The sequence below is a fragment of the Serratia sp. CY37869 genome, assembly GCF_052168895.1.
In the GTDB taxonomy this organism is placed as follows: Bacteria; Pseudomonadota; Gammaproteobacteria; order Enterobacterales; family Enterobacteriaceae; genus Serratia; species Serratia ureilytica.
This window is the reverse complement of the sequence record NZ_JBJNLU010000004.1, coordinates 464,446-476,872: the sequence shown is the minus strand read 5'-3', so window position 1 is coordinate 476,872 and position 12,427 is coordinate 464,446. Positions and strand designations below refer to the sequence as shown.

The 12,427-nt window shown below is 60.5% G+C and carries 12 protein-coding genes and 1 pseudogene; 6 read left to right on the top strand and 7 right to left on the bottom strand.

All coding sequences use genetic code 11. From position 1 onward, the window contains the following. Both gspE and hofC read left to right on the top strand, forming a co-directional pair. Positions 1-1,443 (top strand): type II secretion system protein GspE, encoded by a 1,443-nt coding sequence (gene gspE / locus ACJ8J1_RS20930; RefSeq protein ID WP_033641861.1) that lies wholly within the window; start codon positions 1-3, stop codon positions 1,441-1,443. Continuing rightward, complete coding sequence (hofC, locus tag ACJ8J1_RS20925) at positions 1,440-2,639, top strand: protein transport protein HofC (RefSeq protein ID WP_033641860.1); 1,200 nt, start codon at positions 1,440-1,442, stop codon at positions 2,637-2,639. Before gspE ends, hofC begins: the two co-directional genes overlap by 4 nt. A 54-nt stretch (positions 2,640-2,693) precedes the next feature. Here hofC and ACJ8J1_RS20920 read toward each other — a convergent pair whose 3' ends face one another. Further along, the gene (locus ACJ8J1_RS20920) at positions 2,694-3,737 is read right to left on the bottom strand and encodes a GMP reductase (protein ID WP_015376656.1); all 1,044 of its coding nucleotides are present in this window, start codon (positions 3,735-3,737) and stop codon (positions 2,694-2,696) included. A 362-nt stretch (positions 3,738-4,099) separates the two neighbouring features. Here ACJ8J1_RS20920 and coaE point away from each other — a divergent pair, with 362 nt between their 5' ends. After that, positions 4,100-4,714, top strand: coding sequence for a dephospho-CoA kinase (gene coaE / locus ACJ8J1_RS20915; RefSeq protein ID WP_025301580.1), 615 nt, complete (start codon positions 4,100-4,102; stop codon positions 4,712-4,714). Here the strand turns inward: coaE and ACJ8J1_RS20910 are convergent. Beyond that, entirely contained in the window at positions 4,614-4,844 is a 231-nt protein-coding gene (locus ACJ8J1_RS20910) for a hypothetical protein (RefSeq protein ID WP_227414610.1), read from the bottom strand. The two genes, coaE and ACJ8J1_RS20910, sit on opposite strands and share 101 nt — an antisense overlap. On the opposite strand from ACJ8J1_RS20910, the pseudogene zapD reads away from it, so the two are divergent. Continuing rightward, positions 4,732-5,472 (top strand): annotated as a pseudogene (gene zapD / locus ACJ8J1_RS20905) (cell division protein ZapD); the annotation flags it as partial. The gene ACJ8J1_RS20910 and the pseudogene zapD overlap by 113 nt on opposite strands. 51 nt (positions 5,473-5,523) lie before the next feature. Beyond that, entirely contained in the window at positions 5,524-5,715 is a 192-nt protein-coding gene (gene yacG, locus ACJ8J1_RS20900; RefSeq protein ID WP_025301578.1) for a DNA gyrase inhibitor YacG, read from the top strand. 39 nt (positions 5,716-5,754) lie between these two features. Here the strand turns inward: yacG and mutT are convergent, their stop codons facing one another. From mutT to secM, 3 genes are all read right to left on the bottom strand, one after another. Then, positions 5,755-6,159 (bottom strand): 8-oxo-dGTP diphosphatase MutT, encoded by a 405-nt coding sequence (gene mutT / locus ACJ8J1_RS20895; protein ID WP_033641858.1) that lies wholly within the window; start codon positions 6,157-6,159, stop codon positions 5,755-5,757. Positions 6,160-6,239: 80 nt separating this feature from the next. Continuing rightward, on the bottom strand, positions 6,240-8,948 hold the full coding sequence (gene secA / locus ACJ8J1_RS20890) for a preprotein translocase subunit SecA (RefSeq protein WP_033641857.1): 2,709 nt from the start codon (positions 8,946-8,948) through the stop codon (positions 6,240-6,242). A gap of 82 nt (positions 8,949-9,030) precedes the next feature. Then, complete coding sequence (secM, locus tag ACJ8J1_RS20885) at positions 9,031-9,561, bottom strand: secA translation cis-regulator SecM (protein WP_033641856.1); 531 nt, start codon at positions 9,559-9,561, stop codon at positions 9,031-9,033. 26 nt (positions 9,562-9,587) lie between these two features. Here secM and ACJ8J1_RS20880 point away from each other — a divergent pair, with 26 nt between their 5' ends. Then, positions 9,588-10,103: a DUF721 domain-containing protein gene (locus ACJ8J1_RS20880; protein WP_004932751.1), complete on the top strand. Its 516-nt coding sequence runs from the start codon at positions 9,588-9,590 to the stop codon at positions 10,101-10,103. 114 nt (positions 10,104-10,217) lie between these two features. On the opposite strand, the gene lpxC is transcribed toward ACJ8J1_RS20880, so the two are convergent. Further along, positions 10,218-11,135 (bottom strand): UDP-3-O-acyl-N-acetylglucosamine deacetylase, encoded by a 918-nt coding sequence (gene lpxC / locus ACJ8J1_RS20875; protein ID WP_004932754.1) that lies wholly within the window; start codon positions 11,133-11,135, stop codon positions 10,218-10,220. 103 nt (positions 11,136-11,238) lie between these two features. Continuing rightward, on the bottom strand, positions 11,239-12,393 hold the full coding sequence (gene ftsZ / locus ACJ8J1_RS20870; RefSeq protein WP_004932757.1) for a cell division protein FtsZ: 1,155 nt from the start codon (positions 12,391-12,393) through the stop codon (positions 11,239-11,241). Between the last annotated feature and the right edge of the window lie 34 nt (positions 12,394-12,427).

Genomic DNA, 12,427 nt, shown 5'->3' with positions numbered 1-12,427 from the left:
ATGAACGCGCAAATCAGCGAAGAGGTTCACACCCTGTGTCGGCGCTATCAGGCGCTGGCGTTGAGCGAGGACCCGACCACCCTGACGGTCGCGCTCAGCGAAGAAGCGCCGCAGGGGCTGCTGGCGGCGCTGCGTTTCGCCACCGGTAAACGCATCCATCTGGAACAATGGCCGGCGGCCAGGTTGGAGCTGGCGCTTAACCAGCGCCACGAACCGCTCTCGGCGCCGCTGGCGGCCGAAGAGGACACGACCGACATCGCCTACCCCGACGACGGCGATGCGCCGGTGGTGCAATTCATCAACCAGACGCTGCGCCTGGCCATCCAGCGCCGCGCCTCTGACATCCACTTCGAGCCTTTTCGGCAGCATTTTCGCATTCGTCTGCGCATCGACGGCGTGCTGCAAACCCTCACCTCACCGCCGCCGCAGCTGGCTGCGCGCCTCATCGCCCGGCTGAAGATCCTCGGCCAGTTGGATATCGCCGAGCGCCGTCAGCCTCAGGACGGGCAGCTCAGCCTGACGCTGGACAGCGCGCGCTATGCCATGCGTATCGCCACTCTGCCGACGCTGCACGGCGAAAAGGTGGTGCTGCGCGTTCAGCAGGGCGAGCAACAAGAACTGCCGCTGGATCAGTTAGGCATGAGCCGGGCGGATCTGGCGCACTACGCGACGGCGCTGGCCTGCCCGCAAGGGTTGATCCTGGTGACCGGCCCGACCGGCAGCGGCAAAACGGTGACGCTGTACAGCGGTCTGCGCCAGTTGAACGATGCGCAGAGCAACCTGTGCAGCGTCGAGGATCCGGTCGAGATCCCGCTGTTCGGCGTTAATCAGACCCAGATCAACGCCAAAACCGAGCTGAGCTTCGCCCGGGTGCTGCGCGCCCTGCTGCGCCAGGATCCAGACGTCATCATGATCGGCGAGATCCGCGATGCGGAAACCGCCGAGATCGCGGTCAAGGCCGCGCAAACCGGCCACCTGGTGCTGTCGACGCTGCATACCAACTCTACCGGCGAAACCCTGACGCGGCTGATGCACATGGGGATCCCCGGCTACCTGCTCGCCGGCTGTCTGAAGCTGATCGTCGCGCAGCGGTTGGTGCGCAGACTGTGCCGCCACTGCCGCTATCCGCACAGCCAGCCGACGCATTTTCCCAGCGCGATCTGGCCGGAACCGCTGACCGTCTGGCGCGCCGATGGCTGCGAGCATTGCTTCGGCGGTTACTATGGGCGCATCGGCGTGTATGAACTGTTGGCCATTACGCCGGAAATACAGGCGGCATTGCTGGCGAACGCCGCTCCCAGTCTGCTGGCGGATATCGCCCGCGAACAGGGGCAGCTTTCGCTGCTGCAAGCGGGCCTGGCGCTGGCCGCCGAAGGCACGACCTCGCTGGAAGAACTGTACCGCGTGATCGACGTCGTCCAGCCTGGCATAGCCGCGCCATGAAAGCGCGCCGGCTGTTTCTTTGGCAGGCTTTCGACGCACAGGGCGCCTTACGCCGCGGCGAACTGATGAGCGAGGAAAAACGGCAGGTGAGCCGGTTGCTGATCGAACAAGGCCTGCAACCGTACCGAATCGGGCACGGCAAACGCGTTACGCCCGGCCAATGGCGTGGAGAACCGTTAATCCACTTCACCCGCCAGCTCGCCACTCTGCTGCAGGCGGGGTTGCCGCTGGTCAATGCGCTGCAGTTGCTGGCAGCAGAGCATCCTTCGGCAGCCTGGCGCTGCCTGCTGCGCCAGCTGGCCGACCAGGTGCGCGAAGGGCAACCGCTTTCCGAAACCCTCGCCGAACAACCGGGGATTTTTCCCCTGATCTATCGCCAGCTGATCGCCATCGGTGAACTGACCGGCAACCTCGATCGCTGCTGCCTGCAGCTGGCGCAACAACAGGAGGCCCAGTTGCTGCTGCGCCGCAAAGTGACCAAAGCGCTGCGTTACCCCCTCTTCATCTGCGCGGTGGCGCTGATGGTCAGCGTGTTGATGCTGGTGATGGTGCTGCCGGAATTCGCCAAGGTTTATCAATCGTTCGATGCGCCGCTGCCCTGGTTTACCCAAGGGTTGCTGGCATTGTCTGCGCAGTTGATCGCCACCGGCCCCTATCTGGCGCTGCTGCTGGGCGCGTCGCTGTTCGGCTATGGCCGCTGGCTGCACCCGCGCCCGCCGTGGCGCAGACGTGAACAGGCTCTCTTGCTGCGCCTGCCGCTGATCGCCCGGCTGGTGAGCGGCGGCGCGCTGAGCCAAACATTTCGCATCCTGACCATGACCCAACGCGCCGGGCTGACGCTGGTGGAAGGGTTGAACGCGGCGGCGTTGGCGGCTGACCATCTGCTGTACAAACAGGCGCTGGAGCAGGTGCAACGGCAGATCGCCGAAGGCGAAGCCTTTCATCATGCCCTGGGCCTGCAACCGCTGTTTCCGCCGCTGTGCCGGCAGCTGGTGCGGGTGGGCGAAGAGTCCGGTTCGCTGGACGCCTTGCTGGATAAATTGGCGCAGTGGTATGAACGGCAGACGCACGAGCTGGCCGATACGCTGGCGCAAACGCTGGAGCCGCTGCTGATGCTGGTGGTAGGTGGGATTGTCGGCGCTTTGGTGATCGCCATGTATCTGCCTATCTTTCAACTGGGCAGCGTGTTGGGATAAGGGTAAAAGGATAGCGGGCGCCGCGGTGCGCTGCGCCCGAATGCAAGGTGCGGCTTATTTGCTGCCGAAGACGCGGTTTTCCTGCTCCGCCACGCGGATAAAGGTGGTGCGCTTGGTCAGCTCTTTCAAACGCTCGGCGCCGACGTAGGTGCAGGCGGAACGCAGGCCGCCGAGGATATCACGCACGGTGAACTCCACCTCGCCTCGCAGCGGCAGCTTGACGGTTTTGCCTTCGGCCGCGCGATACTCCGCCACGCCGCCGACGTGGCGCTTCATCGCTGACTCGGAGCTCATGCCGTAGAACAGCATGAATTTCTCGCCGTTCTCTTCCACCACGGTGCCTTCGCACTCGTCGTGGCCGGCCAGCATACCGCCCAGCATCACGAAGTCCGCGCCGCCGCCGAAGGCTTTGGCGACATCGCCCGGCACCGAGCAGCCGCCGTCGCTGACGATTTGGCCGCCCAGCCCGTGGGCCGCATCGGCGCATTCGATCACTGCCGACAGCTGCGGATAGCCCACGCCGGTCTTCACGCGGGTGGTGCATACCGATCCCGGCCCGATGCCGACTTTAACAATGTCGGCGCCGGAGAGGATCAACTCTTCCACCATCTCGCCGGTCACGACGTTGCCGGCGCAGATGACGTGATTCGGGCAGGCTTCGCGCGCTTTCTGCAGGAAGGCGACGAAGTGTTCAGAGTAGCCGTTGGCCACGTCGATACAGATGAATTTCAGCGCCGGAGACAGGGCCAGGATCTGCTGCATTTTGGCGAAGTCGGCTTCTGAGGTGCCGGTGGACACCATCACGTGGCGCAGCACCGATTCCGGCATGCGCTGCACGAAGTCAGCCCATTGCTCGACGCTGTAATGTTTGTGTACGGCGGTGAGAACGTCGAAAGAAGCCAGGGCCTCGGCCATGCGGAAGGTGCCCACCGTGTCCATGTTGGCGGCGATAATCGGCACGCCGGACCAGCTGCAACCTGAATGCTTGAAGGTAAACTGACGTTCCAGTTCAACCTCGGAACGGCTTTTCAACGTGGAACGCTTAGGGCGGATCAACACGTCTTTAAAGCCTAACTTCAAATCTTCTTCAATACGCATGACTTATGATTTCCTGGTTAATGGCGACGGATCGCAAGGAGGATATTCGAACCTCTGCCCGACGGCTTTCCCGTGGCGCGGAAAGATGACGGCGAGATTAATGCCAGTTCCAGTGACGTTATAATACGCGCTAATAATCGCCGAACAAGACTGCGAATTCGCCTTTATTTACGCTACAATCCGACAAATTTACCTGCATAATCGCAGTGTGATTGCCCGCTCATTTCTGCCGTGCCGCTGCGCTTTTTCTCGCCGTCCAAACGGGGCCGAGGCGCAAGCGCCGCCTGCCGACTTGCACTTCTGCGCGATCGCTTTATGATTCGTCTATTATTTTTTTATGAACATCGGATGCACCTAACACCATGGCCTACATTGTTGCGTTGACCGGGGGCATAGGCAGCGGCAAAACGACCGTTGCGAACGCCTTTGCGCGCCACGGCGCAGCCATTGTCGATGCCGACGTGATCGCCCGTCAGGTCGTTGAGCCGGGCACCCCTGCTCTGGCCGCGATCGCCGAGCGATTTGGTAATGAAATGTTGCTGCCGGACGGCGCGCTCAACCGCGCTGCGCTGCGTCAGCGCATCTTCAGCCATCCCGATGATAAAACCTGGCTGAACCAACTGCTGCATCCGCTGATACACCGCGAGACCCAACGCCAACTGGCGCAGGCAGCCAGCCCGTACGCGCTGTGGGTCGTGCCGCTGCTGGTGGAAAACGGCCTGCAGGATCGCGCCGATCGGGTGCTGGTGATCGACGTCGACACCGAAACCCAGTTGGCTCGCACCATCGCGCGCGACGGCATCAGCCGCGAGCAAGCGCAGAGCATTCTCGCCGCCCAGGCCACGCGCCAGCAGCGCCTCGCCGTGGCGGATGACATTATTGACAACAGCGGCGCCGCTCAGGGGATAGAGCCACGGGTCGCCGCACTGCATCGTCGCTACCTTGAACTGGCGGCAACAGCGCCCCAACAGGATTAAACTGCATGAGTGATGTTTCCCCAACCGTTCTCTTTGAACACCCGCTGAACGAAAAAATGCGTACCTGGCTGCGCATCGAGTTTTTACTGCAACAGCTGCACGGCCAGCGCGCCCTGAGCGAAACCGCCATCGCCCTTACCTTTTTCCGCACCGTCTCCGATTTGCTGGACGTACTGGAGCGCGGCGAGGTACGCACCGAACTGCTCAAAGAGCTGGAGCGTCAGCAGCAAAAACTGTTGGCCTGGGCCGATGTGCCGGGCGTGGATATGGCGCTGATCGAGCAGTTGCGCGGCCAGTTGAAGTCGCGTTCATCGGCGCTGATGGCGGCACCGCGCCTCGGTCAGGCACTGCGTGAAGACCGGCTGATCGGCCTGGTGCGCCAGCGTCTGAACATTCCCGGCGGCTGCTGCAGCTTCGATTTGCCGACCCTGCACATGTGGATGCATGCGCCGCAGCAGGATCGCGATGCCGACGTCGCCGCCTGGCTGCAGTCGCTGGATCCGCTGAACCAGGCGCTGATCATGGTGCTGGATCTGATCCGTCAGTCGGGGCCGTTCCGCAATCAAATCAGTCTGAACGGCTTTTTCCAGGACAACGCCGAAGGGGCGGACCTGCTGCGCCTGCGCCTTCATCTGGCGCCGCAGCTTTATCCGCAAATTTCCGGCCACAAGACGCGTTATGCCATTCGTTTCCTGCCTTTGGACAGCGAACATGGCATGGTGCCTGAACGCCTGACGTTCGAACTGGCCTGTTGTTGAACTCATGAAAGCAAGCCTTCTCAGCACCGCCAGAAGGCGTAAGGAACCGTTATGACGACCGTAGTGAAATGCCCAACCTGTGGCACCGGCGTGGTTTGGGGCGAAGTCAGCCCGTTCCGGCCGTTTTGCAGCAAGCGCTGCCAACTGATCGATCTTGGCGAGTGGGCCGATGAAGAGAAGCGCATTCCGAGCAACAGCGATCTGTCGGAAAGTGAGGACTGGAGCGAACTCGACGACCGCTAATCGCCGATTGAAGGCCTGGCGCACGCCAGGCCGATAGTGTTATTGCGCGGCACCAGCCTGCGCCACCAGCAGTTGGATAATGCCGGCGTTGGCTTCCGGGAACTCGTCTTCACGCAGCTCCGCCTGTTTTACCCAGCGCATCGGCTGCCCCTCACGGCCAAACGGCTCGCCCGCCCAATGCTCCACCAGATAAAAATTCAGCGTCACGATGCGATCGCTGAAGCGATGTTCCACCACCTCCAGCAGTTCGGCCCGATCGGCTTCGATACCGGTCTCTTCACGCAGCTCACGGCTCAGCGCCTGTTCCGGCGTCTCACCCGGTTCGATCTTGCCGCCGGGAAACTCCCAAAATCCGGCCATGTGCGCGTCAGCGGCGCGGCGCGTAATAAAGATCTCCCGTTGAGCATTGCGGATGATGCCCACGGCGATATTCAGATGTTTCATCTCACCCTCCTGATGGGTGCCAAAAAACAGGGGCTCAGCAAGCTGAACCCCCGGGTATTATCGGTCAACCGCGGCCGGCATTACTGCAGGCGGCCGTGGCACTGCTTGTATTTCTTGCCGGAACCGCATGGGCAAGGATCGTTGCGGCCCACTTTGCGCTCGGCGGTCGCCGGCGCGTTCGGATCTTCGGTCACCAGCGCGTTCTCGTCGTGGTGGCTCAGCTGTTGCTGCTGCGCCAGGCGCTCGGCCTCTTCACGGCGCTGCTGTTCCAGCGCTTCCACCTCTTCCGGCATCCGCACCTGTACCTTGCTCAGCACACTGATCACTTCATATTTCAGCGATTCCAGCATGGTGGCGAACATGTTGAAGGATTCGCGCTTGTACTCCTGCTTCGGATCCTTCTGCGCATAGCCGCGCAGGTGGATGCCCTGACGCAGGTAGTCCATCGCCGCCAGGTGCTCTTTCCACAGGGAATCCAGCGTCTGCAGCATCACGCCCTTCTCGAAGTTGCGCATCATTTCGCTGCCGACCACTTCTTCCTTACGCAGGTACTGCTCTTTGGCGTTCTCCAGAATACGTTCGCGCAGCGTCTCTTCGTGCAGCTCCGGCTCTTTGTCCAGCCACTGGGCGATCGGCATCTCCAGATCGAAGTCGTTCTTCAGACGCTCTTCCAGCCCCTGAATGTCCCACTCTTCTTCCAGCGACTGCGGCGTGATGTAGTTGTCGATGGTGCTCTTGAACACGTCCTCGCGGATGCTGGCGATGGTTTCGCTCACGTCGGACACGTCCAGCAATTCGTTACGCTGGCTGTAGATGGCGCGGCGCTGATCGTTGGCGACGTCGTCGTATTCCAGCAGTTGCTTACGGATATCGAAGTTGCGGCTTTCCACTTTGCGCTGCGCGTTGGCGATCGCCTTGGTCACCCACGGGTGCTCAATGGCTTCGCCTTCTTTCATGCCCAGTTTACGCATCATGCCGGACACGCGATCCGAGGCGAAGATACGCATCAGGGCATCTTCCATCGACAGGTAGAAGCGGGATGAACCGGCGTCGCCCTGACGACCGGAACGGCCGCGCAGCTGGTTATCGATACGGCGCGATTCATGGCGCTCGGTGCCGATGATATGCAGGCCGCCCGCCTCCAGCACCGCGTCGTGGCGCTCTTTCCAGGCGGCTTTGATGGCTTCGATCTGCTCTTCGGTCGGTTCTTCCAGCAGCGCCACTTCGGCCTGCCAGCTGCCGCCCAGCACGATATCGGTACCACGGCCCGCCATGTTGGTGGCGATGGTCACCGCACCGCTCTGGCCGGCCTGGGCGACGATGTCCGCTTCCATGGCGTGGAATTTGGCGTTCAACACTTTGTGGTCGATGCCCGCTTTGGTCAGCTCTCGGGACACCACTTCGGATTTCTCGATCGAGATGGTCCCCACCAGCACCGGCTGGCCTTTGGCGGTACGCTCGCGGATGTCTTCAATGATGGCGCCGATCTTCTCTTTCTCGGTCATGTACACCAGATCCGGCATATCCTTACGGATCATCGGACGGTTGGTTGGCACCACGATCGTGTCCAGCTTGTAGATCGAGCTGAATTCGAAGGCTTCGGTATCGGCGGTACCGGTCATCCCGGCCAGCTTCTCATACAGACGGAAGTAGTTCTGGAAGGTGATAGAAGCCAGCGTCTGGTTTTCGTTCTGGATCTCCACGCCTTCTTTGGCTTCCACCGCCTGGTGCAGACCGTCGGACCAGCGGCGGCCCTGCATGGTACGGCCGGTGTGCTCATCGACGATGATCACTTCGCCGTCTTTCACGATGTAGTCCACGTCGCGGGTGAACAGCACGTGGGCGCGCAGCGCGGCGGTAACGTGGTGCATCAGCATGATGTTGGTCGGCGAGTACAGCGATTCGCCTTCATCCATGATGCCGGCTTCCACCAGCATCTCTTCGATCAGGATCAGGCCGCGTTCGGTCAGGTGTACCTGACGCGCCTTCTCGTCTACCGAGAAGTGCCCTTCACCTTTGAAGGTGTCGGAGTCTTCTTTTTCCTGGCGGATCAGTTTAGGGATCAGCTTGTTGACCTTGATGTACATCTCGGAGCTGTCTTCTGCCGGGCCGGAGATGATCAGCGGCGTACGCGCTTCATCGATCAGGATGGAGTCCACCTCATCCACCAGCGCATAGTGCAGTTTGCGCTGCACGCGCTCTTCCGGGCTGAACGCCATGTTGTCGCGCAGGTAGTCGAAGCCGTACTCATTGTTGGTGCCGTAGGTGATGTCGGCGGCGTAAGCTTCGCGCTTGGCCGGCGCCGGCATGCCCGGCAGGTTGATGCCGATGCTCAGACCGAGGAACTCGAACAGCGGACGGTTGTTTTCGGCGTCGCGCTGCGCCAGATAGTCGTTGACGGTCACGACGTGCACGCCGCGGCCGCTCAGGGCGTTCAGATAAGCCGGCAGCGTCGCGGTCAGGGTTTTACCTTCACCGGTGCGCATCTCGGCGATGCAGCGGTCGTTCAGTACCATGCCGCCCAGCAGCTGCACGTCGAAGTGACGCATGCCGAACACGCGCTTGCTCGCCTCACGCACCACGGCGAAGGCTTCCGGGATCAGGCTTTCCAGCGATTCGCCTTTCTCCAGGCGCGCGCGGAATTCGTTGGTTTTCGCTTTCAACTCGTCATCGGACAGCTTTTCCATGTCCGGTTCCATGCGGTTGATCTGCTCAACCACTTTGCGCATGCGGCGCAGGGTACGATCGTTACGGCTGCCAAAAACTTTGGTTAATAATTTCACTAACATGATGTTTGATATCTCTGTCATGACCGCCGAGCGCGGCAGTCAACTTGCTATTATTTATGGTTTTTGTGCCCAAAGGGCGAAATCAGACGAGGGCGACGGGCCCGGCGCGAATGCCCTGCACCTGCGCCACCCACAGGCCGGTCTGGTGCCGCGCCAGCGTTGGCAGCACCTCAAGGTGGGTGTGGCGAATGATGGTCGGCGGCTTCGGCTCGTGCGTCAGCAGCGCGTTGAGAGTAGAAAGCAGCGCCAGTTGCGCTACCTGCAAAGGGGGTTCCGCTTCGGCTTCGCTCTCCTGCACCCGCGCATAAACCGCCTGCGGCGCCAGCGCGAAAGAGAGGTGACGAATGACGGTGCGCAGCGCATGTTGCTGCCAATAATCTACGCTGAAGGTAGGACGGCGATGCGCGTCCTGCAGCAGGGCCAGGCTGTTGAAGGTGCCGTTGGCCGAATTTTGCCGGTTAAGGCTGGACGATGTGCTCGGCAATGCGGCCTGATCGGGTGCGCCGGACAAATTGGAAGGCGCGCCAAGCGTGGCCGCAACCATCCCTAACAGGAGATGGGGCCAGAAATAACGTCTGCCAAATTGTCGCCAACGATTTAGAATACCGATCACGAGTTTATAATCCGCCGGAGCCCATTATGCGCGATAGCCGTCCACAATTATTAGATGTCCTGTTCGACGACGCGTCTGCCGGCAGCAAAGGGCCGCTGCATAACGTCCAGCAACGCGCGGTGGCGCTGCTCAAGCTTAACCGTGCAGTGAAGGGCCTGTTGCCCGCTCCCCTGCATCCCTGGTGCCGCGTCGCGAATTTCCGACAGGGTATTTTAGTGCTCGAAACGGCAAATGCCAGTTGGATGATGCGCTTGCGCTACGAACAACCCGCTTTGCTGTCTGCACTACGAGCGCAAATTCTACCATCATTGTCGTCGATCGACATCAGGATTAATCCGGCCTTGATGGCGAAAGGCAGCAACCAGGTGCAAAACGCCGAAAAAGCGCCGGAAAAACCCGTGCCGATGCGGCATTTGAGTCTGGAGAGTGCGGAAGAGCTGAGGGGATTAGCGAGCCGTAGCCCAGAGAAACTGCGCAAGATATTGGAACGGCTGGCTGCATTGGCCGGAGAGGGTACCAACACAACCAGTCGTGATAAGTAATCAGCGACACGGACTGCAAAATACCGGACAGCCGACACCACACCATCGTGAGCCTGAATTCTCAGGCTCTCAGGGGATGCGCCTGCCGTTATTCGCAGGCGAGGAATTCAGACCTTACGCCAATACGGTAGACGGTGCCTTGAATGCCAATGGCATTTCGGCTTCGTCCTGGAAGGTCACGTATTCCCACGCTTCCTGCTTGGCCAGCACGGCCTGCAGCAGTTTGTTGTTCAGCGCGTGGCCAGACTTGAACGCGGTGAACGCGCCAATGATGTTGTGGCCGCACATGAACAGGTCGCCGATGGCGTCCAGCATTTTGTGACGTACGAATTCGTCTTCGAAACGCAGACCGTCTTCGTTCAGCACGCGGTAGTCATCTACCACGATGGCGCAGTCGAAGCTGCCGCCCAAGGCCAGGCCACGGGACTGCAGGTATTCGATATCACGCATGAACCCGAAGGTGCGCGCGCGGCTGATTTGACGCACGAACGACTCAGCCGAGAAATCAAGACGATAGCGCTGAGAGCTGGCGTCGATGGCCGGGTGGTTGAAGTCGATGGTGAAGTCCAGGCGGAACCCGTTATGCGGGGACAGCTCGGCCCACTTGTCGCCATCTTCAACGCGTACGGTCTCTTTCAGACGCAGGAATTTCTTCGCCGAGTTCAGTTCTTCGATGCCGGCATCCAGCAGCAAGAACACGAACGGACTGGCGCTGCCGTCCATGATTGGGATTTCAGCGGCGTCGACTTCGATGACGATGTTGTCGATGCCCAGCCCAGCCAGCGCGGCGTTAAGATGCTCAACGGTCGAAATACGCACGTCATGCTCATTCACCAGGCAAGTACAGAGCATGGTATCACGCACGGATTTTGCATCAGCCGGAAAATCAACCGGTGGATTCAAGTCAGTGCGACGATAGATGACCCCGGTATTAGCCGGCGCTGGGCGCATTGTCAGCGTGACTTTCTTGCCGGTATGCAAACCGACGCCAGTCGCCTGAACAATACGTTTTAATGTCCTTTGTTTGATCATCGTTTTATCTCGCAATGTTATCCATCCTACCAGCCAAGCATACAGCATGGCTGGCGGGACAGTTTAGCACAAAGAGCGGAGATTCCAAATTCTCAGGATATTCTTAGTCTGCCTGTTTACGCAGGAAGGCTGGAATATCAAGATAGTCGGGCTCTTTATTCGGCTGCGCAGCTTGGTCGTTGACCACCTTCGCGGCAGGTTTCACTTCCTGCGGCAGAGGCGACATGCCGTGCTGCTGATAACGGTGATCCATCACCGGCTGGCTGGCCTGCTTATTGGTCACCAGGGTGATTTCAGGACGCTTGTCCATACCGATACCGGTTGCAACCACGGTTACGCGCAGTTCGTCGTTCATTTCCGGATCCAGCGAGGTACCGATAACCACGGTAGCGTTGTCGGACGCGAACGCGCGGATGGTGTTACCCACGGTTTCGAACTCATCCAGACGCAGGTCGAAGCCGGCGGTAATGTTGACCAGCACGCCGCGCGCGCCGGACAGGTCGATGTCTTCCAGCAGTGGGCTGGAGATCGCCATTTCGGCCGCTTCTTCGGCGCGGTCTTCACCGCAAGCCACGCCGGAACCCATCATCGCGTAGCCCATTTCGGACATCACGGTGCGCACGTCGGCGAAGTCGACGTTCATCAGGCCCGGACGGGTGATCAGCTCGGCGATACCCTGCACCGCACCTTTCAGCACGTCGTTGGCCGCGCCGAACGCGTCCAGCAGGGAAATGCCGCGACCCAGAACTTTCAGCAATTTGTCGTTCGGGATGGTGATCAGCGAGTCCACGTGTTTGGACAGTTCAGCGATACCCTGCTCCGCGAATGCCATGCGCTTCTTGCCTTCGAAGTTGAAAGGCTTGGTCACCACGGCCACGGTCAGAATACCCAAATCTTTAGCCACTTCAGCCACCACTGGCGCCGCACCGGTACCGGTACCGCCGCCCATGCCGGCTGCGATGAAGACCATGTCTGCGCCGTCCAGCGCTGCGCGCAGGGCTTCGCGGTCTTCTTCCGCTGAATTGCGACCCACTTCAGGGTTCGCGCCCGCACCCAGACCTTTGGTAATACCGCTACCAATCTGGATGGTTTGGCCAACCGCCGTTTTGCGGAGCGCCTGGGCGTCCGTGTTCACAGCGAAGAATTCAACACCTTCGATGCGCTCGCGCACCATGTGTTCAACGGCGTTGCCACCGCCGCCGCCGACGCCGATGACTTTAATCACCGCGTCATTGGTTAGTTCCATTGGTTCAAACATAGTTTCTCTCCGTTTTGTGCCTGTCGCTGCGAGA

Bases quoted from the DNA above. Each gene is read 5' to 3' on its own strand.
- gspE (WP_033641861.1), top strand. From the start codon at position 1: ATGAACGCGCAAATCAGCGAAGAGGTTCACACCCTGTGTCGGCGCTAT.
- hofC (WP_033641860.1), top strand. From the start codon at position 1,440: ATGAAAGCGCGCCGGCTGTTTCTTTGGCAGGCTTTCGACGCACAGGGC.
- ACJ8J1_RS20920 (WP_015376656.1), bottom strand. From the start codon at position 3,737: ATGCGTATTGAAGAAGATTTGAAGTTAGGCTTTAAAGACGTGTTGATC.
- coaE (WP_025301580.1), top strand. From the start codon at position 4,100: ATGGCCTACATTGTTGCGTTGACCGGGGGCATAGGCAGCGGCAAAACG.
- ACJ8J1_RS20910 (WP_227414610.1), bottom strand. From the start codon at position 4,844: ATGGCGGTTTCGCTCAGGGCGCGCTGGCCGTGCAGCTGTTGCAGTAAA.
- yacG (WP_025301578.1), top strand. From the start codon at position 5,524: ATGACGACCGTAGTGAAATGCCCAACCTGTGGCACCGGCGTGGTTTGG.
- mutT (WP_033641858.1), bottom strand. From the start codon at position 6,159: ATGAAACATCTGAATATCGCCGTGGGCATCATCCGCAATGCTCAACGG.
- secA (WP_033641857.1), bottom strand. From the start codon at position 8,948: ATGTTAGTGAAATTATTAACCAAAGTTTTTGGCAGCCGTAACGATCGT.
- ACJ8J1_RS20880 (WP_004932751.1), top strand. From the start codon at position 9,588: ATGCGCGATAGCCGTCCACAATTATTAGATGTCCTGTTCGACGACGCG.
- lpxC (WP_004932754.1), bottom strand. From the start codon at position 11,135: ATGATCAAACAAAGGACATTAAAACGTATTGTTCAGGCGACTGGCGTC.
- ftsZ (WP_004932757.1), bottom strand. From the start codon at position 12,393: ATGTTTGAACCAATGGAACTAACCAATGACGCGGTGATTAAAGTCATC.